At 71.8% G+C, this 19,905-nt stretch carries 20 protein-coding genes and 1 riboswitch; of the genes, 12 read left to right on the top strand and 8 right to left on the bottom strand.

Features of this window, described 5'->3' with window-relative positions:
• Positions 1–334 precede the first annotated feature (334 nt).
• Both ACZ7P3_RS15515 and ctaD read right to left on the bottom strand, forming a co-directional pair.
• Positions 335–670, bottom strand: coding sequence for a hypothetical protein (locus ACZ7P3_RS15515; RefSeq protein ID WP_472081717.1), 336 nt, complete (start codon positions 668–670; stop codon positions 335–337).
• Positions 667–2,292, bottom strand: coding sequence for an aa3-type cytochrome oxidase subunit I (ctaD, locus tag ACZ7P3_RS15510; RefSeq protein WP_472081715.1), 1,626 nt, complete (start codon positions 2,290–2,292; stop codon positions 667–669). The genes ACZ7P3_RS15515 and ctaD overlap by 4 nt, the downstream gene beginning before the upstream one ends.
• 106 nt (positions 2,293–2,398) lie before the next feature.
• On the opposite strand from ctaD, the gene ACZ7P3_RS15505 reads away from it, so the two are divergent.
• Positions 2,399–2,977: an RNA polymerase sigma factor gene (locus ACZ7P3_RS15505; RefSeq protein WP_472081713.1), complete on the top strand. Its 579-nt coding sequence runs from the start codon at positions 2,399–2,401 to the stop codon at positions 2,975–2,977.
• Positions 2,970–3,995, top strand: a complete 1,026-nt coding sequence (locus ACZ7P3_RS15500; protein WP_472081711.1) for a CU044_5270 family protein — start codon at positions 2,970–2,972, stop codon at positions 3,993–3,995. Before ACZ7P3_RS15505 ends, ACZ7P3_RS15500 begins: the two co-directional genes overlap by 8 nt.
• Here ACZ7P3_RS15500 and ACZ7P3_RS15495 read toward each other — a convergent pair whose 3' ends face one another.
• Positions 3,996–4,844, bottom strand: coding sequence for a bifunctional 5,10-methylenetetrahydrofolate dehydrogenase/5,10-methenyltetrahydrofolate cyclohydrolase (locus tag ACZ7P3_RS15495; RefSeq protein ID WP_472081709.1), 849 nt, complete (start codon positions 4,842–4,844; stop codon positions 3,996–3,998).
• A 22-nt stretch (positions 4,845–4,866) separates the two neighbouring features.
• Positions 4,867–4,947: riboswitch (ZMP/ZTP riboswitch) on the bottom strand.
• 402 nt (positions 4,948–5,349) lie between these two features.
• Complete coding sequence (locus ACZ7P3_RS15490) at positions 5,350–5,709, bottom strand: nuclear transport factor 2 family protein (protein ID WP_472081708.1); 360 nt, start codon at positions 5,707–5,709, stop codon at positions 5,350–5,352.
• Between the two features lie 174 nt (positions 5,710–5,883).
• On the opposite strand from ACZ7P3_RS15490, the gene ACZ7P3_RS15485 reads away from it, so the two are divergent.
• The 5 genes from ACZ7P3_RS15485 to ACZ7P3_RS15465 all read left to right on the top strand — a co-directional run bounded on the left by ACZ7P3_RS15485 (position 5,884) and on the right by ACZ7P3_RS15465 (position 10,041).
• Entirely contained in the window at positions 5,884–6,159 is a 276-nt protein-coding gene (locus tag ACZ7P3_RS15485) for a hypothetical protein (protein WP_472081707.1), read from the top strand.
• A 213-nt stretch (positions 6,160–6,372) separates the two neighbouring features.
• Complete coding sequence (locus ACZ7P3_RS15480) at positions 6,373–7,461, top strand: S-(hydroxymethyl)mycothiol dehydrogenase (RefSeq protein ID WP_472081706.1); 1,089 nt, start codon at positions 6,373–6,375, stop codon at positions 7,459–7,461.
• Complete coding sequence (locus ACZ7P3_RS15475) at positions 7,461–8,090, top strand: MBL fold metallo-hydrolase (RefSeq protein ID WP_472081704.1); 630 nt, start codon at positions 7,461–7,463, stop codon at positions 8,088–8,090. The genes ACZ7P3_RS15480 and ACZ7P3_RS15475 overlap by 1 nt, the downstream gene beginning before the upstream one ends.
• Before the next feature lie 172 nt (positions 8,091–8,262).
• Positions 8,263–9,177, top strand: coding sequence for an SDR family oxidoreductase (locus ACZ7P3_RS15470; RefSeq protein ID WP_472081702.1), 915 nt, complete (start codon positions 8,263–8,265; stop codon positions 9,175–9,177).
• 75 nt (positions 9,178–9,252) lie between these two features.
• Complete coding sequence (locus tag ACZ7P3_RS15465) at positions 9,253–10,041, top strand: SDR family NAD(P)-dependent oxidoreductase (protein ID WP_472081700.1); 789 nt, start codon at positions 9,253–9,255, stop codon at positions 10,039–10,041.
• 4 nt (positions 10,042–10,045) lie between these two features.
• Here ACZ7P3_RS15465 and ACZ7P3_RS15460 read toward each other — a convergent pair whose 3' ends face one another.
• Complete coding sequence (locus ACZ7P3_RS15460; RefSeq protein WP_472081698.1) at positions 10,046–11,437, bottom strand: pyridoxal phosphate-dependent decarboxylase family protein; 1,392 nt, start codon at positions 11,435–11,437, stop codon at positions 10,046–10,048.
• A 101-nt stretch (positions 11,438–11,538) separates the two neighbouring features.
• Here ACZ7P3_RS15460 and ACZ7P3_RS15455 point away from each other — a divergent pair, with 101 nt between their 5' ends.
• Together ACZ7P3_RS15455 and ACZ7P3_RS15450 are read left to right on the top strand one after the other, a co-directional pair.
• On the top strand, positions 11,539–11,856 hold the full coding sequence (locus tag ACZ7P3_RS15455) for a hypothetical protein (protein WP_472081696.1): 318 nt from the start codon (positions 11,539–11,541) through the stop codon (positions 11,854–11,856).
• Between the two features lie 117 nt (positions 11,857–11,973).
• The gene (locus ACZ7P3_RS15450; RefSeq protein ID WP_472081694.1) at positions 11,974–12,669 is read left to right on the top strand and encodes a L,D-transpeptidase family protein; all 696 of its coding nucleotides are present in this window, start codon (positions 11,974–11,976) and stop codon (positions 12,667–12,669) included.
• 4 nt (positions 12,670–12,673) lie between these two features.
• Here ACZ7P3_RS15450 and ACZ7P3_RS15445 read toward each other — a convergent pair whose 3' ends face one another.
• Positions 12,674–13,876: a Gfo/Idh/MocA family protein gene (locus tag ACZ7P3_RS15445; protein ID WP_472081692.1), complete on the bottom strand. Its 1,203-nt coding sequence runs from the start codon at positions 13,874–13,876 to the stop codon at positions 12,674–12,676.
• A gap of 139 nt (positions 13,877–14,015) precedes the next feature.
• Between ACZ7P3_RS15445 and ACZ7P3_RS15440 the strand changes: the two genes are divergently transcribed.
• Positions 14,016–15,164, top strand: a complete 1,149-nt coding sequence (locus ACZ7P3_RS15440; RefSeq protein WP_472081690.1) for an ROK family transcriptional regulator — start codon at positions 14,016–14,018, stop codon at positions 15,162–15,164.
• A 99-nt stretch (positions 15,165–15,263) separates the two neighbouring features.
• Complete coding sequence (locus ACZ7P3_RS15435) at positions 15,264–15,449, top strand: hypothetical protein (RefSeq protein WP_472081688.1); 186 nt, start codon at positions 15,264–15,266, stop codon at positions 15,447–15,449.
• 266 nt (positions 15,450–15,715) lie between these two features.
• Here the strand turns inward: ACZ7P3_RS15435 and ACZ7P3_RS15430 are convergent, their stop codons facing one another.
• Together ACZ7P3_RS15430 and ACZ7P3_RS15425 are read right to left on the bottom strand one after the other, a co-directional pair.
• Complete coding sequence (locus ACZ7P3_RS15430) at positions 15,716–17,101, bottom strand: S1 family peptidase (RefSeq protein ID WP_472081686.1); 1,386 nt, start codon at positions 17,099–17,101, stop codon at positions 15,716–15,718.
• A 300-nt stretch (positions 17,102–17,401) separates the two neighbouring features.
• The gene (locus tag ACZ7P3_RS15425) at positions 17,402–18,232 is read right to left on the bottom strand and encodes an SAM-dependent methyltransferase (RefSeq protein WP_472081684.1); all 831 of its coding nucleotides are present in this window, start codon (positions 18,230–18,232) and stop codon (positions 17,402–17,404) included.
• A 358-nt stretch (positions 18,233–18,590) separates the two neighbouring features.
• Here ACZ7P3_RS15425 and ACZ7P3_RS15420 point away from each other — a divergent pair, with 358 nt between their 5' ends.
• Positions 18,591–19,769, top strand: a complete 1,179-nt coding sequence (locus ACZ7P3_RS15420) for a MalY/PatB family protein (RefSeq protein WP_472081682.1) — start codon at positions 18,591–18,593, stop codon at positions 19,767–19,769.
• Positions 19,770–19,905: the final 136 nt, after the last annotated feature.

Here is a 19,905-nt window from a genome sequence, read left to right as displayed (position 1 = left end):
GCACCGGTCCGGGCACGGCAGACGCCGGGACCCACGCACCCCGCCCGCTCCATATGACGGCTGAAGCACCGGCCGGCACCACCGGTCACTGCGCGACGAGTGCTTACTCACCTATATACGAAGCGGCGGGTCTCAGGGATTGCGCCCGGCGCTACGGATTCCGGGGCCGCAACAGATTCCAGCATCGCGACAGATTCTGGATCGCGGCAGATTCCGGGATCGCAACAGATTCCGGGCACGCGAGAGCTTCCCCGGCCCCTCGGTGGGACCGGGAAAGCTCTCGCGTGCCCTTCGGCTGCCGTGCTCCGTCCGGTTGCCCGGCGGCCTGTGCCGCTCAAGCGGTGGCGAGCACCAGCAGGCCGGTCGCCGCCAGCAGGGCACCGCCCAGCACGCAGCAGGCCACCAGCCGCTGCCGCAGCGCCCGGTACCTGGCCTCGTAGATGTGCCCCAGCTCCTCGGCGCGTTCGGCGGTGCGCCGCCACGAGGTGCGGGCCAGCGCCAGATACGCCGCCTCGAACTGCCGCTCCAGATCATCGCGTTGGGAGTCGGTGAGCCAGCCGAGACGGACGGCGAGACACGCCGCCGCCGTGCGGCCCTCCTCCCGCGCGGCGGCGAGCAGCAGATGCCCCTCGATCTCCTGGACCAGAGCGCGCTCGTCCCCGCTGTTCATCGCGCGGTCAACTCCCGCTCCTGCAGCGACACCTCGGGGTGATGCAGGTCGAACGCCGGTGACTCACTGCGGATCTGCGGAAGGGCGAGGAAGTTGTGCCGGGGCGGCGGGCAGGAGGTCGCCCACTCCAGGGAACGGCCGTAGCCCCACGGGTCGTCGGTCTCGACCTTCTCACCGTACTTGGCGGTCTTCCACACGTTGTAGAAGAACGGGAGCAGGGACGAGCCGAGCAGGAACGAGAAGATCGTCGAGACCGTGTTGAGCGTGGTGAGCCCCTCGACCGCCAGATAGTCGGGGATCCGGCGCTGCATGCCGTTCACCCCCAGCCAGTGCTGTACGAGGAACGTGCCGTGGAACCCGACGAACAGCGTCCAGAAGGTGATCTTGCCGAGGCGCTCGTCGAGCATCCTGCCGGTCATCTTCGGCCACCAGAAGTGGAAGCCCGCGAACATCGCGAACACGACCGTGCCGAAGATGACGTAGTGGAAGTGGGCCACCACGAAATAGGTGTCGGAGGTGGGGAAGTCCAGCGGCGGCGAGGCCAGCATCACCCCGGTCAGCCCGCCGAAGACGAATGTCACCAGGAAACCGATCACCCACAGCATCGGCGTCTCGAACGACAGGCTGCCGCGCCACATGGTGCCGATCCAGTTGAAGAACTTCACGCCGGTCGGTACGGCGATCAGGAACGTCATGAAGGAGAAGAACGGCAGCAGCACACCGCCGGTGACGTACATGTGGTGGGCCCACACCGTCACGGACAGACCGGCGATGGCGATGGTGGCCGCGATCAGACCCATGTAGCCGAACATCGGCTTGCGGGAGAAGACCGGGATGACCTCGGAGATGATGCCGAAGAACGGCAGCGCGATGATGTACACCTCTGGATGGCCGAAGAACCAGAAGAGGTGTTGCCAGAGCAATGCCCCGCCGTTCGCGGCATCGAAGACATGCGCCCCGAATTTCCGATCCGCCTCCAGCGCGAACAGCGCGGCGGCGAGGACGGGGAAGGCGAGCAGGACCAGGACGGCGGTCAGCAGCACGTTCCACACGAAGATCGGCATGCGGAACATGGTCATGCCCGGGGCACGCATGCAGATGATCGTGGTGATGAAGTTGACCGCACCGAGGATGGTGCCGAAGCCGGAGAAGGCCAGACCCATGATCCACATGTCGGACCCGGCGCCCGGCGAGCGGACCGCGTCCGACAGCGGGGAGTAGGCGAACCAGCCGAAGTCGGCCGCGCCCTGCGGGGTGAGGAAGCCGCCGACCGCGATGGTCGAGCCGAACAGGTACAGCCAGTAGGCGAACATGTTCAGCCGCGGGAACGCCACGTCGGGCGCGCCGATCTGCAGCGGCATGATCCAGTTCGCGAAGCCGGCGAACAGCGGCGTCGCGAACATCAGCAGCATGATCGTGCCGTGCATCGTGAACGCCTGGTTGAACTGCTCGTTCGACATGATCTGCAGGCCCGGACGGGCCAGCTCGGCGCGCATGAGCAGCGCCATCACGCCACCGATCAGGAAGAACACGAACGCTGTGACCAGATAGAGCGTTCCGATCGTCTTGTGATCGGTGGTCGTCAGCCACCGTACGGCCTTGATGTCTTGGATCCTCTTCACGCCCCGCCTGTGTCCGCGCCCGGCGCCTGAGTCACACTCGGACGACGCGACGAGCATCACCTACGAAGGGTGTGACGATCCGGGGGGTGCCGGACACGAACCGAACATGAGCAACGACGAGATTTTCGCCGCTGCCTATCGCGAGCACTACTGGGCGGTCAGCCGCTATGTCGCCAGGCGACTGCCGGGGCGGGCCGACGAAGTGGAGGAAGTGGTGGCGGAGGTGTTCACCGTGGCCTGGCGCCGCCGGGCCGACCTGCCCGCGTCGCCGCTGCCCTGGCTGTACGGCGTGGCACGCAACTGCCTGGCGAACGCGGTACGCGGCTACGGACGCCTGCGACGGCTGGTGGACCGGATGGGCAACGACGAGGCGGCGCACGGCCGGCACATCGTGAACAGCCCCGACACGGAGGCCCCCGGCGCCTGGGTGCACGAGGCGCTGGCCCGGCTTTCCCCGGCGGACCAGGAGGTGCTGCGCCTGGCGGCATGGGAGGAACTGGCCGCCGACGAGATCGCGGTCGCCGTGGGCTGCGGCCCACGGGCCGCGGCGATGCGCCTGCACCGGGCCCGCAGCCGCCTCAGAGCCGAGATCGACCGGATGCGCCCCGCCGCACCCGAGAGGCACTCCGCCCCGGTGACCGCCCCCGCCGGCGCGAGTCTCTGCAAGGACCACCGACATGGCTGACGAACTCGAACTCCTGCGCCGGGCCAACCCGGTGCCGACGGACGGCTCCCGCTTCGGCGACGAGCCGCTGGACCACCGTGCCGAGCGGCACCTGGAACGGCTGCTGCACGAAGGGGACCGCCCACGGCGCCGGTTCCGGCCGCTCCCGGCGCTTCCCGGCCGCACCCCGCGCGCCCGGCTGGTCTGGGGTCTCGCCGCCACCGCCGTCGTCCTCGTGATCGCCGTCGACGCCGTGCTCGGCGGCCCGAACACCCCGCGGGCCGTCGCCGCGCCGCGACCGCTGACCCTCCATGTCCACTCCAGGCCCGTACCCCTGAAGGAGATGGTCGCCCTCGCCGACGCGGCCGCGGCGGAGGGCTCTCCCGGCCTGCGCAAGGGCACCCACGTGCAGTCGTGGAGCCTCAGCCTGAGCGACGACAGGCGTCCCGTGATGCTTCCCGAGGAGCGGGTGGTGCGCTGGCGGGCGGACGCCAGTCACACCGAACTGGTCGTGGCGACCGACCCGCGCAGACCGGGCCGCCCGGTCCTCACCGACGAGGGCGACGACCCGCACGAGGTGGCGGACGGCCAGGTCATCAGCCGGACCACGTACCCGCCGATGTGGAGCGACGCCCCGCCCGAAGAAACCCCGCCGCACACCGCGGCGAGCCTGCGTGCCTACCTCACGGAAATCGCCCGCCCCGGGACCGGCCGCGGCACGGCCCCGCTCGGCACCGCCGAACTCTTCGACGCCGTAGGGGAACTGCTCGACCACTGGACCCTCGGCGCCCGCGAGTCCGCGGCCCTCGTCCGGCTGTTCGCACAGGCCGAGGGGGTGCGGCCGGCCGGCGAGGTGACCGACCGCCTCGGCCGCCCCGGCCACGCCTACGTGTACGACACCCGCGGCATCCGGCACATGCTGATCCTGGAGCCGCGCACCGGCGCCGTCCTCGGTATGGAGGACACCTTCACCGAAAGCGACCCCGAGTACGGCGTGAAGGCCGGGGACCTCATGGGATACAGCGCCTGGATGCGCTGATCACACCCCGAGCTGCCGGGCGGCGGCGTCGACGGTCTGCTCCAGCAGCGTGGCGATCGTCATGGGGCCGACACCGCCCGGCACCGGAGTGATCAGCGAGGCCCGCTCCACGGCCGATGCGAAGTCGACGTCGCCGACGTTCCCCGGGTTGTACCCCGCGTCGACGACGACCGCGCCCGGCCTGATGTCCTGCCCCCGGATCAGCCGCGGCCGTCCGACGGCGGCGACGACGATGTCGGCCTCCCGGACCGCGGCGGACAGATCCCGGGTCCGGGAGTGGCAGTACGTCACGGTCGCGTCCCGGGCGAGCAGCAGCATGCCCACCGGCTTGCCGAGGATCGCACTGCGGCCCACCACCACGGCCCGCTTCCCGGCGGGGTCGACGCCGTGGGCGTCGAGCAGCCGGAGTATGCCGCCGGGAGTGCAGGACACGAACCCCGGCAGGCCGAAGCTCATCGTGGCGAAGGAGGCGAAGGTGACGCCGTCGACGTCCTTCTCCGGCGCGATGGCCTCGAACGCGGCCCGCTCGTCGATGTGATCGCCGGCCGGGTGCTGGAGCAGGATGCCGTGCACGGCCGGATCGGCCGACAACTCCCGCAGGGTACGGACGAGTTCGGCGGTGGTCGTGGCGGCGGGCAGCGCCACGTGACGGGAGACGATCCCGGCCTTGCGGCAGCGGTTCTGCTTCATGCGAACGTAGGTGGCGGACGCCGGATCCTCGCCGACCAGCACCGTGGCCAGACAGGGCGAACTGCCCGTCCGTACGGTCAGATCGGCGGCCCGCTGCGCGGTCTCCTCGATGATGCGGCGGGCGAGGGCGGTGCCGTCCATGAGACGGGCCTGTGTCATGTGCGCTCCTGAGCTGGTTGACCTTCATCGCCCAGGCGCGCGGCATCGACCACGGGCCGCTCCCCGGTGGTACTCCACCCAAGCGCCAGTCACGGCCCGCCCACAGCGTAACCGAGCGCGCGGGCGGCGCCGACGTCCCGGCCCCCGGCGGCCCGGAGCACCGGCGGAACCGGCGTGGCCCGGAGCACCGGCGGAACCGGCACGGCCCGGACCACCGGCGGAACCGGCGCGGCCCGGAGCGCCCGCGGAAGCGCATGCCGACCACGCCGCACGGCACCTCACCGCGGCCGGGCACGCCGCGTTCGACGCGCCGGCGCCGGCGCCAGCGAAGGACGCGGACGGGGACGCGCCGCTCGCAGCACCGAGCGAAGGAGCACGAGGGACGCCTCAAGGCCTGCCGCGGAAACCGGGCCCGGCCGCCGGGCGCGAGAGCGACCCAGTGCCGCCCGGGCCGAGAAGGTCCAGGTCAGCCGGGAGCTGACCTGGACCCTCGCCGCCTTCCTGCCTACTCGTCCCATGCCTGGATCAGGATCTGTTCGGCGATCTTGCCATCACGCAGCGTGAGCATCGACTCGGCGAGGACACGGGTGCCGTCCGCGTACTGGCAGGACTCGCTGTAGGCGGCCTGGTCGCCCTGGACGACGCACCGGTCCAGCTTGTGTGTCATGTCGCGGCTGTAGACGTCCTGCAGCATCTCGCCTATCTCGCCCCGGCCGTGCAGCACCGTGGGGTGGCTCGGCTGGGCGTTGCGGTCGATGATGCGGATCTCCGCGTCATCCGTGTAGAGCGACAGAAGGGCCTCTCCCGTACTCCCCTCTATGCCCCGGCGCAGTGTCTCGGTGTCGAAGGCCGTCGCGGTGCCCATGGTGTGACCTCCTTCGGGCGCCCGCGGTCCCGCGGGGAGCGGACCGTTCGGGCCCCACCTTCGAGACTCCTCCGCCCCGGCGGGCACGGCAAGCGCGGCCGGCGCGCTCCGCCTGACGGGTGAGCGCCGCCGGGCCCCCGTGTCCGGCCCGAGCCCGGCGCCGTTGCTGAAGGCATGATCTCAACACGACGTATCGTCGCCGCCGTCGGCCTGGCCGTCGGGGTCACCGGTCTCGCCGCGCCGCTGGCGAACGCGGCCGAGGCGAGCGCGCCGCACACCGGGCAGAGCAGCCCGTCGGCCACGGTGGACCCGCACACGGCCGGCGGCATCGCCGCCCAGCGCAAGTCCCGGGTCCCGCGGGTCGCGGTGCAGACGCGCGCGCTGGACAAGCTCGACGAGCTGAACCGGCTGGACGAACTGGACCAGGTCACCGACCTCGCCACACCGTGACCGATCCGCTGCCCGCCGTCGAGCCCTGATCCTCGCGCGGAATCCGAGGGCCGTTCCCGCCGGAACGGCCCTCACCGCTGTCCTGCGGCGATCCGGCGCCGACGGTGCGACCTCGGCCGAAAGATCCACTGTCGCAGCCGCGCTCCATGCCACTACCGTTCGGTCACGCGTAGGGTCGGCTGCGAAGGCACATCGAGGAAAAGAGGCCAGGCCATGGCGCAGGAAGTCCGCGGCGTGATCGCACCGGGGAAGGACGAACCCGTACGGGTCGAGACGATCGTGGTCCCGGACCCGGGGCCCGGCGAAGCGGTCGTACGCATCCAGGCCTGCGGCGTCTGCCACACCGATCTGCACTACAAACAGGGCGGAATCTCGGACGAGTTCCCCTTCCTGCTCGGCCATGAGGCCGCCGGCGTCGTGGAGTCGGTCGGCGAGGGCGTCACCGACGTGGCACCCGGTGACTTCGTCGTCCTCAACTGGCGTGCCGTGTGCGGGAATTGCCGGGCCTGTCTGCGCGGCCGGCCCTGGTACTGCTTCAACACCCACAACGCGCGGCAGAAGATGACCCTCGCCGCCACCGGCCGGGAACTCTCCCCGGCCCTCGGCATCGGAGCCTTCGCCGAGAAGACACTCGTCGCCGCCGGACAGTGCACCAAGGTCGACCCGGCCGTCTCCCCGGCCGTGGCCGGACTGCTCGGCTGCGGCGTGATGGCCGGCATCGGCGCCGCGATCAACACCGGAAACGTCGGCCGCGGCGACTCGGTCGCCGTCATCGGCTGCGGCGGCGTCGGCGACGCGGCCATCGCCGGATCGAACCTGGCCGGCGCGGCGAAGATCATCGCCGTGGACATCGACGACCGCAAGCTGGACATGGCCCGCACTCTCGGCGCCACCCACACCGTCAACTCCACGAAGACCGACCCCGTCACGGCGATCCGCGAGCTGACCGGAGGCTTCGGCGCCGACGTCGTCATCGAGGCGGTCGGCCGCCCCGAGACCTACCAGCAGGCCTTCTACGCCCGCGACCTGGCCGGCACCGTGGTCCTCGTCGGCGTCCCCACCCCCGAGATGAAACTCGAACTGCCGCTGCTGGACGTCTTCGGCCGCGGTGGCGCCCTCAAGTCCAGCTGGTACGGCGACTGCCTGCCCTCCCGCGACTTCCCCCTGCTGATCGACCTGCACCTCCAGGGCCGCCTGCCGCTGGACGCGTTCGTCACCGAGACCATCGAACTGGACGAGGTGGAGAAGGCGTTCGACCGGATGCACCAGGGCGACGTCCTGCGTTCGGTGGTGGTGCTGTGATGACCACCCGCATCGAACGCCTCGTCACCAGCGGACAGTTCACCCTCGACGGCGGCACCTGGGACGTCGAGAACAACGTATGGATCGTCGGCGACGAACGCGAAGTGATCGTCATCGACGCCGCCCACGACGCCGAGGCGATCGCCGACGCGGTCGCCGACCGCCGCCTGACCGCCATCGTGTGCACCCACGCCCACAACGACCACATCGACGCCGCACCCGCCCTCGCGGACCTGACCGGCGCCACCATCTGGCTGCACCCCGACGACCTGCCGCTGTGGAAGCAGACCCACCCGCACCGCGAGCCCGACCGCCATCTCACCGACGGCCAGGTCCTGGAGACCGCCGGAGCCGACCTGACCGTGCTGCACACCCCCGGCCACGCACCCGGCGCCGTCTGCCTCTACGAACCCGGACTCGGTACCGTCTTCACCGGCGACACCCTCTTCCGGGGCGGCCCCGGAGCCACCGGACGCTCCTACTCCCACTTCCCGACGATCATCGACTCCATCCGCGGCCGGCTGCTCACCCTCCCACCGGAGACCAAGGTCCTCACCGGCCACGGAGACAGCACCACCATCGGCGCCGAGGCACCCCACCTGGAGGAGTGGATCAAACGCGGGCACTGACCGCGGGCCCTGAGCAGGGCCGGCAGGCTCGTCGCCGGGAAGAGCCGTCGGGCCGGCCCGCTGAGAAATGCCGAGAAATACCGATAGGAGATCGAGAAATACCGACAGGAGATGTCCGGCTTTCCCATGAGAGTGGATGACGACGGAGTCGTATCCCCACGGGAGGCCGGACATGGCAGGGCCGTTGCAGGGCAGGGCAGCGCTGGTCGCCGGGGCGACCCGGGGCGCCGGACGCGGTATCGCCGTCGAACTCGGCGCGGCCGGCGCCACCGTCTACGTCACCGGACGCACCACCCGCGCCCGCCGCTCCGAGTACGACCGCCCCGAGACCATCGAGGACACCGCCGACCTCGTCACCCGGGCCGGCGGACACGGCATCGCCGTACCCGTCGACCATCTGGACACCTCCGCGGTACGGGCCCTGGTGGACCGCATCGAGGACGAACAGGGCCGCCTGGACGTCCTCGTGAACGACATCTGGGGCGGCGAGAAGCTCTTCGCGTGGGACACGCCGGTATGGGAGCACGACCTCGACAACGGGCTCCGGCTGCTCCGTCTCGCCGTCGAGACGCACGCCGTCACCAGCCACTTCGCACTGCCGCTCCTGCTGCGCAGGCCCGGCGGCCTGGTGGTGGAGGTCACCGACGGCACCGCGGACTACAACCGCGGCACCTACCGGGTGAACTTCTTCTACGACCTCGCCAAGGCGTCCGTCCTGCGCATGGCCTTCGCCCTGGGGCACGAACTCGGCCCGCGCGGCGCCACCGCCGTCGCGCTCACCCCCGGCTGGCTGCGCTCGGAGATCATGCTCGACGCCTACGGCGTACGCGAGGACAACTGGCGCGAAGCCCTGCGCCGCGAACCGCACTTCGCGATCTCCGAGACCCCGCACTTCGCCGGCCGCGCCGTCGCCGCACTCGCCGCCGACCCCGACGTGTCCCGCTTCAACGGCCGGTCCCTCTCCAGCGGCGGCCTCGCCCAGGAGTACGGCTTCACCGACCTCGACGGCAGCCGGCCCGACGCCTGGCGCTACCTGGCCGAGGTCCAGGACGCCGGCAAGCCCGCGGACGTGACCGGCTACCGGTGACCGGGCACGACCGGAACACCGGCACGGACGTACGACCCCTGTCCTGACGATCACCCGCGGCCCTACGGTCACCCCATGACCGATCTCAAGCGCTTCGCAGGACATGGAGTTCTCGTCACGGGCGCGGCCCGCGGCATCGGCGCCGCCGTCGCCCGGCGGCTCACCGAGGAGGGCGGGCGGGTCCTGGTGACCGACCAGGACGCGGCCGAGGCCGAGCGGACGGCGACCGCCCTGCGCCGACAGGGCGGCACCGCCGAGGCGTTCGCGTGCGACGTCGGGGACCGGGCCTCGGTCGAGGCGGCCGTCGCCCGTGCCGTCGCCGCCTTCGGCTCGCTCGACGTGCTGGTCAACTGCGCCGCCCACTGCACCCCCGATGTGCCGCTCTTCGAGGACGAACCCGACGAGGCGTGGGCCCGCGACCTCGACATCACCCTCACCGGCGCCTACCGCTGCTGCCGCGCCGCCCTGCCCCACCTGGCCGCCTCGGGACGCGGAGCCATCGTGAGCATCGGCTCCGTCAACGGTGTCCAGGACTTCGGCAACCACGCCTACAGCGCCGCCAAGGCGGGCCTCGGCTCGCTCACCCGGACCCTTGCCGGGCACGCGGCCGCCCGCGGTGTCCGGGTGAACCTCGTGGTGCCGGGCACGGTGCGCACCTCCGCCTGGGAAGGACGCGACGACGAACTCGACGCCGTCCGTGCCCTCTACCCGCTCGGCCGGGTCGGCGAACCCGGCGACATCGCTGCCGCCGTCGCCTTCCTCGCCTCCCGGGACGCCGCCTGGATCACCGGCACCACCTTGGCGGTCGACGGCGGACTCACCGCCGTGCACACCGCGTTCCGCACGGCCCTTCGGCACCCCTGAGCCGTCAGCCGCCCGAGGCCGCCGCCAGCACCTGGAGGACCCGCTCGGTGTCGGCCCCGGTCGTCCGCCAGTTGCTGAACGCGGCCCGCAGCGCGGGCACCCCGCCGTACACCGTCGGCGTCAGATACGCCTCACCGGAGGCGGCGACCGCCCGCGCCAGCGCCTCCACCCGCTGCGGTGAGGGATCCCCGGTGAGTGTGAAGCAGACGACGTTGAGCCGTACCGGGGCCAGCAGGCGCAGGCCCGCCAGGGCGTCGATGCCCTCGCCGAGGCGGCGGGCGAGGGCCACGTTCCGCTCCACGATCTCGCGGTGCCCGGCCCGGCCGTACGCCACCAGGGAGAACCAGGCCGGCAGGGCGCGCAGCCGCCGGGAGTTCTCCGGGGTCAGGTGCAGGAAGTCGGGCTCCCCGGTCGGCAGGCCCAGATACGGGGAGGCGTTGTGGAACACCGCCACCTGGAGGTCACGGCGGCGGGTGAACTGGACAGCCGCGTCGTAGGGCACGTTGAGCCACTTGTGCAGGTCCACGCAGACCGAGTCGGCCGTGTCCAGGCCGTCGACCAGTGCCGCGTACGCGGGGGAGAGGGCGGCGAAACCGCCGAACGCGGCGTCCACGTGCAGCCAGAAGTCGTGGCGCTCCTTCAGCGCGGCGATCGCCCGCAGATCGTCGAAGTCGACGGTGTTCACCGTGCCCGCGTTCGCGACGACGATCGCGGGCCGCCCGCCGAGTTGCGCCAGTGCCGAATCCAGCGCCGCCACGTCCACGGCCTCCCGGTTGCCCGGCACCAGCGGCACCTGCCTGAGCCGGTCCCGGCCGATGCCCAGCACCGACAGGGCCTTGGCCACGCTGGAGTGCGGGCTGCCGGAGAGCACGTCGACCGGGCCGAGCGCCGCCGCCCCCGCCCGGGAGACGTCCACACCGAGCCGCTCCCCGAGCCACTCGCGGCCGATCGCGAGACCGACCGTGTTGGACGCGGTCGCCCCGGTCACGAACGCCCCGCTGTGCGCCTCGCCCAGCCCGAACAGTTCGCGCAGCCAGGCCACGGTCTCGCGTTCCAGCTCCGCCGCCCACGAGCCGCCCGCCCCCGAGACGTTCTGGTCGAACGCGGCCGTCAGCCAGTCCCCGGCGACCGCCGCCGGGGTCGCGCCACCGGTGACGAAGCCCAGGTAGCGGGGTCCGGCCGAACCGGAGAAGCCCGGCGCCCACCGCTCGGCGAAGCGAGCGAGGGCGCCCGGCCCGCCCGTTCCCTCCTCCGGAAGGGGCGCGCGTTCCGGCGCCCCTCCGGGCGCGGCGACCGGGCGGCCGTCCAGCCCCGCCACCTCATGGGCGGCGACGTCGCGGGCCGACTGGAGCAGTTCGGGAAGCCGGGAGAGATCCTCGGCGAGTGTGCGGTGCATGGGCCGCAGCGTAGGACCGCGGCAGAGCCCCCCGCCCGGTCCACTCGAGCGGAACTGGACCTGCCGCCCCAGGCGTCGCCGGCACGCCGGCCGTCCACGTCGTGCTGGCCGTGCTCATCGGTGTCGGTGTCGGTGTCGGTGCCGTCGTCGTCGCCGTGGTCGCCGTGCTCATCGTGGTCGCCGTCCTCGCCGCAGTCGCCGTGTGCTCGCCGTGGTCGTGGTCCTCGCCGTGTGCTTTGCGCCTTTTCCGTACCGGCCTCAACGGGGTACGGCTGTGCGCCCACGCCCTCGCAGGGTCCTTCGGCGCCGGCGCTCCGCCGCTCGGCTCCGCCCAGGACCTGCTGCTGGTGGCCCACGGGCGCAGGGTGCCCGCCGACCGGCTGTGCGGTGACGAAGTTAACCGTTTCGTCACGGCCTGACCGGAAAGGCAACCATCGGCCCGGCGGGTACGTCTAGCAGGCGGACACCGCGGGAATCGCGAAGAGGACCACCTGGGCAAGGCCCGGGAAAGCATGGGGAGAAGAGGAAAACCCGACATGGGGGACATACGTAGACGAACTGTGGTCGCGCTCGGCATCACCGGCATGGTGGCGCCGCTCACACTCGCACTGACCGCGGCGCCTGCCCAGGCCGCGAGCTGCACCACCCAGGCGGGGCCGTACCAGAAGCAGGTCGAGAAGTTCCTCGGCCGCCCGGTCGACGGCAAGCAGTCCTCCGCCGACTGCCGGGCCGTCAAGGCCTTCCAGGACAAGCACGGCATCACGCCCGACATCGGCTACGCCGGCCCTGTCACCTGGGGCGTGATGGACCTCATGAACAAGCAGAAGGCCGTCGGGAAGAATCCCGACAAGGACGGCAAGTGCCCGGTGAACAAGGGCCGTATCGCCTGTGTGAACCTCTCGCTCCAGCTGAGCTGGATCCAGGACGGCAAGAAGCTCGTCTACGGGCCCGTGCCGGTGCGTACCGGCCGTGACGGCTTCGAGACCCGCACCGGTCTGAAGAAGATCTACTGGCGGGACATCGACCACGTCTCGGACATCTACAACGTGCCGATGCCCTACAGCCAGTTCTTCGACGGCGGCCAGGCCTTCCACTCGGTCGGCCTCAGCATGTGGAACCCGCCGGGCTCCCACGGCTGCGTCAACATGACCAGCACGGACGCCAAGAAGTACTGGTCGCTGCTGAGGAACGGCGACGACGTCTTCGTCTACGGCCGCAAGCCGGGCACCTGAGCCCTCACGCCCCGGGTGCGTCCCCGAAGTCGGGGATCTCCAGCCGCACCCCGCCCTGCCGGGCCGAGTCGTGCGCGACGATGCCCGGCAGGGTGTAGCGGGCCGCCACCCATGCGTTCACCGACGGCAGGGTGCGCGTGTTGACCGCGGTCACGAAGTCGTCCACCAGGAAGTGGTGGCTGCCCTCGTGCCCGTTGTGCAGTTCGTCGAACTCCCGCGGCAGCCGGGAGCGGTCGTGCACCGGCGCCGAACCGGAGGTGAAGGCGGCCCGCAGCTCCGGCGCGATGTGCCCGAGCGCCGGATCGTCGGGGGAGAGGGTCGCCTTGGGCTCCAGCAGCTCGCTGATGTCCTGCACGCCGTTCTTGTCCTGCCACAGCGCCACCGTCGCCAGCTGCTCCATGCTGGCCTGCGTGCCGAAGAAGCGGAAACGGGACTCGCGGATGTGTGACGGGTAGCCGACCCGCCGGAACTCGTTCGTGCGGAACGAACCGCCGCCCGCCACCTCGAACAGCGCCGTCGCGTTGGACACGTCGTTGTCGAACCGGCTGACCGAACGGTCGAAGACGCCGTCGTCCCGGTCGTCGTGCACCCCGATCGCCGACACGCTCACCGCATGCGTCCGCCAGGCCCCCAGCACCCCGCCCACCGAGTGCGTCGGATACAGCAGCGGGGGATAGCTGGCGGTCGCCTTCCAGTCCTCGCCGCCGCTGTACCGGTACGCGTCGTAGAAGCCCAGATCCATGTCGTGGACGTAGTCGCCCTCGGCGTAGAACAGCCGGCCGAAGGCGCCCTCGGCGATCCGGTTGCGGGCGTGTACGGTCGCCGGGTTGTACTGGCTGGTCTCGCCCATCATGTACGTCAGTCCGGTGGCCCGGACCGCCTCGATGATCGCGGCCGTCTCGTCCGTCGTGATCGCCATCGGCACCGCCGAGTACACGTGCTTGCCCGCGTCCAGGCCCTGCAGGACCAGCGGGCCGTGCGTCCAGCGCTGGGTAAAAACCGCCACCGCGTCGACCGCCTTCGACTCCAGCACCGCCTCGTAGGACGGGAAGGTGCCCGCGAGCCCCTGGGCGGCGGCGAGCCGCTCGGCCCGCTCGGGCAGCAGATCGGTGACGTAGACGTCACCGACACCGGGGTGGGCCTGGAACAGCGCGGCGAACTGACCGGAGAACTGTCCGGCGCCGATGATGCCGAGGGAAAAAGTCATGCGGTTTACTTTTGCTTCAGAAGAATCCGACCGTCAAGAGGGCATCCCGACCCCGCCCGGCGCACTCGGAAGTCGGCCCTGCTCCCCGTAGAGTGATCTGGTTACTTCTCTCTCGAAAGAAACGAAGGGATCGGCACTCATGAGCAGCTGGCTGCCGCTGAGCCCGGGCGAGCGCTCGGTGGCGATCGAAGTCCTCGTGCACGGCCCGTTGTCCCGCACCGAGCTGGCCCGCCGGCTGGACCTCTCGCAGGGCAGCCTCACCCGGCTCACCAAGCCGCTGACCGAGTCCGGTCTGCTCGTGGAGGTGCCCGAGGCCCAGACCCCGGAACAGGTGCGCCAGGGCCGGCCGTCGCAGCCGCTCGACATCGTCGCGGGCTCCCGCTCCTTCCTCGGCTTCAAGATCACCGCCGATACGGCGTACGGCGTCGTCACCACCCTGCGCAGCGACGTCGTCGCCCGTCTGGACCGGCCGCTTCCCACGCGCGAACCAGCGGGCGTCGCCGACCTGCTCGCGCGGATGACCGCCGAACTGGCCGACCGCAGTCCCGCCGTCGCGGGCATCGGCATCGGTGTGGGCGGACTGGTGCGTGACCGCGCGGTGGTCGTCGAGTCGCCCTTCCTGCAGTGGACGGACGTTCCGCTCGCCGCACTGGTCCAGGAGCGCACCGGGCTCCCGGTGGTCGTGGAGAACGACGTGGCCGCCCTGACCGAGGCGGAGACCTGGTTCGGCGCCGGACGCGGGCTGGACCGTTTCGTCGTCCTGACCATCGGCGCCGGCATCGGCTACGGGCTGGTCCTCGGCGGCACACGGGTGCCCTGTGCCGAGGAGAACCGGGGCTTCGGCCGGCACTGGATCATCGACCCGCACGGCCCCCTCACCCCGGACGGAGAGCGCGGCAGCGCCGTGTCCCTGCTCACCATCCCCAGCATCCGCTACCAGATCCGCGCCGCCTGCGGCCGGGACGCGACCTACGAGGAGATCCTCGCCGGCGCCGCCGCGGGCGAGCCCATGGCCTTCCGTGTGATCGACGAGGCCGCCCGCGCCCTCGGCACCCTGGTCGCGCAGATCGCCAACTTCGCGATGCCGCAGAAGATCCTGCTCGCCGGAGAAGGCGTCGGCCTCATGGAGGTGGCGGGGGACACGGTGCGGCAGACCGTCCGCGCCCACCGGCACCCGCTGGCCGCGCCCGTGGAAATGGAGACCAGGGTCTGCGACTTCCACGACTGGGCCCGCGGCGCTGCGGTGTTGGCCATTCAGGTCCTCGTGCTGGGAACGGCACGGACATGAACTCCCGCTGCCACTTGACACATTGACGTGATGAGTAACACGGTCCGAAATGTCCGAATCGGACGTGCTTACTCACAACGCCTTCACCTCGATCGGCATATGCTTCACAGCATGTCCACCACTGTTGAAGCCGCCTCCGAGCGATCGGCCGCGGAGGTCAACGAGGAGATCAGGGCCCTGTGGCTCCGGTCGGGCGGGACACTGACCACCGAGCAGCGCGCGGAGTACCAGCGCCTCGTGATGGAGTGGGCCACCGCGGCCCCACAGTCGCACCGGGCGGCCTGAAAGGGTCGACGGTCACCCGCCGTACCGCGTACCGTCCGGGGCACCCGTGACCGCACGGGTGCCCTTCTCGTGCCGCTCTCCGTACCGCCTCCGCACACCTGAGGGCCCACGCCTGAGGGCTCACGCCGGCGCCGCGTGGCAGGCCCGCGCGGCGCGCGTGCGCCGGACCCGAGGCCCTGCCGCGGCGCTGAGGCCCCTACCGTGGCCCCTGAGGCCCCTGAGGCCCCTGAGGCCCCTGCCTCGGCCCCGGGGCCCCTGTCGTCGCGTCAGCCCCACGTCGTCGAGTAGTACCGCTGGTATGCCCTGCGGTCCTGCTCGGAGCGGATGTACCGGGTCGCGACGAGCGCGATCAGGCTGCCCGCGACGACCAGCAGCCCGGGGCCGACGGTCCGGGTGTCCGTGAGCCGCGCCAGCAGGGTCTGTCCCTGTGTGGTGCCCGTCACGGGCGCAGAAGAGCCGGGCGTGGCCGCGCTCGGCGCGGCCGCCCCCTGTGCGGCCGCGCCGGACGGCGCGGGGGAGGGCGCCGCGCCCCGGGTTCCGCCCGCGTTCTGGGCCGACACGATGAGCCGGACGTTCAGCGCCGCCAGCGCCTTGGTCACGGGCTGGAAGAACGTCGTCCCGCCCGTGGTGCAGTCGCCGCTGCCGCCGGAGGTGACGCCCAGCGCGACGCTCTCGGAGAACAGCGGGCCGCCGCTGTCGCCCGGTTCGGCGCACACGGTGGTCTGGATCAGTCCGGTGACCGTGCCCTCGGGGTAGTTCACGGTGGCGTTCAGCGCGGTGACCTGGCCGTCGTGCAGCCCGCTGGTGCTGCCGCTGCGGAACACCCGCTGTCCCACCGCCGGATCGGCCGCCCCGGTGATCCGCACGCCCTTGCCGCCGCCGATCGCCACCACGTCGGCGCCGTCACCGGCCTTGCCCGAGTTGTACTGGACGAGCGAGAAGTCGTTGCCGGGGAAGGTGCTGCTGACCGTGTTGCCCAGCTGCTGGTTGCCCTGGTTGTCGGCGAACCAGATGGAGCCGGCGGGCCCGCAGTGGCCGGCGGTGAGGATGAAGTCGCGCTGCCCGTTGGTGACGTTGTAGCCGGCCGAGCAGCGGCCACCCGTCGACAGGATCGGCTGCGCCCCGTTCAGCCGTGTGGTGAACGTGCCCTTCGTGCGGTTCATGTGCACGAAAGTGCCGATCCCGGTGGCGACTCGGGTCATCCGGGACCAGTCGGCGGCCGTCACCGTGGAGTCGGCCTGCACCACGACCCGGTTGGTCCGGTAGTCCACCGCCCAGGCGGTGCCCGCCACGCGGGGTGCCGAACGCAGCGTGGCGGTGGCCGACTTGAGTTCGTTCATGCTGTGCGACACGACCTTCGCCTCGGCACCCGCCCGCCGGACGGTCTGCGCCGCCCCGGAGTCGGTCACCGCCACGACCGGCCGCCCGTCGCCGCCGATCCAACTGCCCGCCGTCCGTGCCGTGCCGAGCTTCGCCACCAGGGCCGCGCCGGAATCACCGGCCGTCCCGGCCGTGCTGAGCGGCCTGGCGGACGCCGGGGGAGTCTCGCTCGCCATGGCCGCCTGAGCGACCATCGCACCTCCCAGGAGGAGTCCGCCGACCGCCGCCAGCCGTGTCACTCGCCTCACGACGCGTCGTCGTGCGTGCCTCATGCGTGGCTCCCGAACCCGAACGCGCGATGCCCTTGCCGGCACCGCGGGGCCCTCCGGTCGCGAGCGCCCACGTCTGAGTACGTCGCCCGGGCCTGCCGCGTTCACCGACGACGGCGATCTTCTCGGCTCACGCGCGCGCCGCCTTCCGGGCCGGCTCGGCTCCCGCGGCTGCTGCCCGGCTCGTCCTCGCCCCGGCTGCCCGGCTCATGCTCGCCCCGGCTGCCGGGCCCCTGTTCGATTCTCAGGTGTCCCGGCCTCCGGGCCTGCTCGGCTCCCGCATGTCCCGGCTGCCGGGCCCGCTCACTTCTTGCGCGCCACCCCGCCGAACATGGCGACCTCCTCCGGGTCGACCCCGTCGGCGTCGCCCGGGCGCCACCGCGAGCAGGACACCACGCCCGGCTCCAGCAGCTCCAGGCCGTCGAAGAACCGGGTCACGTCCTCGGGGGTGCGCTGGGTCAGCTTCGGAGTGCCGTGCTCGTTCCAGAACGCCACGGCCTCGTCCACGTCCGGCATCGACGGGCTGGTGATGGTGTGCGACAGCACCAGATGACTGCCTGACGGCAGCCGGTCCGTCAGCCTGCGCACCAGGCTGTACGGGTCCTCCTCGTCGCCGATGAAGATGACCACGCCGAGCAGCATCAGCGCCACCGGCCGGCTGAAGTCCAGCGTCTTCGCCGCGTGTTCGAGGATGGCGTCGACGTTGCGCAGGTCCTCGTCCAGGTAGTCGGTCCGGCCCTCGGGCGTGCTGGTGAGCAGGGCGCGCGCGTGCGCGAGGACGAGCGGGTCGTTGTCGACGTACACGATCCGGGCGTCCGGCGCGACGGACTGCGCCACCTCGTGCGTGTTGTCCGCGGTGGGCAGCCCGGTGCCGATGTCCAGGAACTGCCGGATGCCGACCTCGCTCACCAGATGGCGCACCGCCCGGCCCAGGAACAGCCGGTCGGCACGCGCGTACTCCCCGATCCCGGGGTGCAGCTCGCGGATCTGGTCACCGGCCGCGCGGTCGACCTCGTAGTTGTCCTTGCCGCCGAGCCAGTAGTTCCAGATCCGGGCCGTGTGCGGCTGGCCGGTGTTGATGCGGGCGCGCAGCGACACGGCCACGTCATTGGTGGCTGCCGGGTTGTCGGTCACGTGGGTTCAGCTCCTGGATGCCTGATGAGAGGTGCACCGTTCAACACGCAATGTAGACGCCGGAGTTGCCCCGCCGCTCGGCCGGGGCGCTCCACGCTCGGACCGAGCCGCGACCGGCTGCGCGCGTCGAAGAACGCCTTCTCCGTCACCCGCGCATGAGCGTGCCAGTGCACCGGACCGCCCTCGTCCAGCAGCAGCTCCGAAACCGCCAGGCACCGCCAGGCGCCGGTCGGCACCGTCCAGCGCCGAGCGGCACCGCCCGGTACCGACCGGTGCCGCACCCGCCCCCGCCTGCCGCACCCCGCCCGACCGGCTCGCCCCGTTTCCGCTCACCTCGCGGCCCCCTATCTTGAGCCCCATGACCAGCATCCCGCAGGACACACCCGGCGAACCCGACCCGCTGCGCGCCCTCGACCTGAAGACGCTGCGATGTCGCACCAGCATGAAATGGCGCACCTACCCCGAGGACGTGCTGCCACTGTGGGTCGCGGAGATGGACGTACCGCTCGCCGAGCCCGTCGTCCGGGCCGTCACCGACGCGCTCGCCCTCGGCGACACCGGCTACCCCGCGGGCACCGCCTACGCCGAGGCCCTGGCGGCCTTCGCCGCCAAACGGTGGAACTGGGACGGGATCGCCGTGGAGCGCACCGCGATCGTTCCGGACGTGATGCTCGGCGTGGTCGAAATGGTCAAACTGGTCACCGGCCCCGGCGACCCGGTGATCGTCAACTCGCCGGTGTACCCGCCGTTCTACCAGTTCATCACCCACATGGACCGACGCGTCGTCGAGGCCCCGCTGGGCGCCGGCCTGCGCCTCGACCTCGAACCGCTCGCGGAAACCTTCCGCGCGGCGACGGCCGGCGGCGGCCGTGCCGCCTATCTGCTGTGCAGCCCGCACAACCCCACCGGCACCGTGCACACCGCCCCCGAACTGGCCGCCGTCGCCGAGCTGGCCGAACGCCACGGCGTCCGGGTCGTCGCGGACGAGATCCACGCCCCGCTCGTCGCCCCGGGTGTCACCTTCGTGCCCTACCTGAGCGTGCCGGGCGCCGAGCGCGGTCTGTCACTGATGTCCGCGTCCAAGGGCTGGAACCTGGCCGGTCTGAAGGCCGCGCTCGCCCTCGCCGGACCCGCGGCCGCCGCCGACCTCGCCCGGCTGCCCGAGGAGGTGAGCCACGGCCCAAGCCACCTCGGCGTCATCGCCCACACCGCCGCACTGAACGAGGGCACCGCCTGGCTGGACGCCCTGCTGGCCGGTCTGGACGCCAACCGGCGCCTGCTCACCGCGCTGCTCGCCGAGCACCTGCCCGCGCTCCGCCCCTGCCCCGCCGAGGCCACCTATCTGGCCTGGCTCGACTGCCGGGACCTCGGCCTCGGCGACGACCCCGCCGAGGTGTTCCTGGAGCGCGGCCGGGTCGCCCTCAGCTCCGGCCTGCCCTTCGGCACCGGTGGCGCCGGGCACGCACGCCTCAACCTCGCGACCACACCGGAGATCCTCAGCGAGGCGGTACGGCGCATGACGGCCGCGCTGACCTGAGAACAGACCGCGGTTGCCTCCGGAGCTCGTGCTGCCCGGGGCACAGGCGGGCGGCTTCCTCCGCTGCCCGTCGCCGATCCGGGCGCAGCCCGCGGTACGCCTCCGTTGCTCCTGCTGCCCCTGGCTCAGGCTCGCG

The sequence above is a fragment of the Streptomyces sp. NPDC107581 genome (assembly GCF_055657175.1).
This window is presented reverse-complemented; position numbering and strand designations above follow the sequence as displayed.

What these genes read in the sequence shown, in the direction of transcription:
- ACZ7P3_RS15440 (WP_472081690.1), top strand. Translation starts at nt 14,016, where the DNA reads ATGAGCAGCTGGCTGCCGCTGAGCCCGGGCGAGCGCTCGGTGGCGATC.
- ACZ7P3_RS15465 (WP_472081700.1), top strand. Translation starts at nt 9,253, where the DNA reads ATGACCGATCTCAAGCGCTTCGCAGGACATGGAGTTCTCGTCACGGGC.
- ACZ7P3_RS15445 (WP_472081692.1), bottom strand. Translation starts at nt 13,876, where the DNA reads ATGACTTTTTCCCTCGGCATCATCGGCGCCGGACAGTTCTCCGGTCAG.
- ACZ7P3_RS15505 (WP_472081713.1), top strand. Translation starts at nt 2,399, where the DNA reads ATGAGCAACGACGAGATTTTCGCCGCTGCCTATCGCGAGCACTACTGG.
- ACZ7P3_RS15485 (WP_472081707.1), top strand. Translation starts at nt 5,884, where the DNA reads ATGATCTCAACACGACGTATCGTCGCCGCCGTCGGCCTGGCCGTCGGG.
- ACZ7P3_RS15470 (WP_472081702.1), top strand. Translation starts at nt 8,263, where the DNA reads ATGGCAGGGCCGTTGCAGGGCAGGGCAGCGCTGGTCGCCGGGGCGACC.
- ACZ7P3_RS15500 (WP_472081711.1), top strand. Translation starts at nt 2,970, where the DNA reads ATGGCTGACGAACTCGAACTCCTGCGCCGGGCCAACCCGGTGCCGACG.
- ACZ7P3_RS15460 (WP_472081698.1), bottom strand. Translation starts at nt 11,437, where the DNA reads ATGCACCGCACACTCGCCGAGGATCTCTCCCGGCTTCCCGAACTGCTC.
- ACZ7P3_RS15480 (WP_472081706.1), top strand. Translation starts at nt 6,373, where the DNA reads ATGGCGCAGGAAGTCCGCGGCGTGATCGCACCGGGGAAGGACGAACCC.
- ACZ7P3_RS15490 (WP_472081708.1), bottom strand. Translation starts at nt 5,709, where the DNA reads ATGGGCACCGCGACGGCCTTCGACACCGAGACACTGCGCCGGGGCATA.
- ACZ7P3_RS15450 (WP_472081694.1), top strand. Translation starts at nt 11,974, where the DNA reads ATGGGGGACATACGTAGACGAACTGTGGTCGCGCTCGGCATCACCGGC.
- ACZ7P3_RS15515 (WP_472081717.1), bottom strand. Translation starts at nt 670, where the DNA reads ATGAACAGCGGGGACGAGCGCGCTCTGGTCCAGGAGATCGAGGGGCAT.
- ACZ7P3_RS15430 (WP_472081686.1), bottom strand. Translation starts at nt 17,101, where the DNA reads ATGAGGCACGCACGACGACGCGTCGTGAGGCGAGTGACACGGCTGGCG.
- ACZ7P3_RS15475 (WP_472081704.1), top strand. Translation starts at nt 7,461, where the DNA reads ATGACCACCCGCATCGAACGCCTCGTCACCAGCGGACAGTTCACCCTC.
- ACZ7P3_RS15420 (WP_472081682.1), top strand. Translation starts at nt 18,591, where the DNA reads ATGACCAGCATCCCGCAGGACACACCCGGCGAACCCGACCCGCTGCGC.
- ACZ7P3_RS15435 (WP_472081688.1), top strand. Translation starts at nt 15,264, where the DNA reads ATGCTTCACAGCATGTCCACCACTGTTGAAGCCGCCTCCGAGCGATCG.
- ACZ7P3_RS15495 (WP_472081709.1), bottom strand. Translation starts at nt 4,844, where the DNA reads ATGACACAGGCCCGTCTCATGGACGGCACCGCCCTCGCCCGCCGCATC.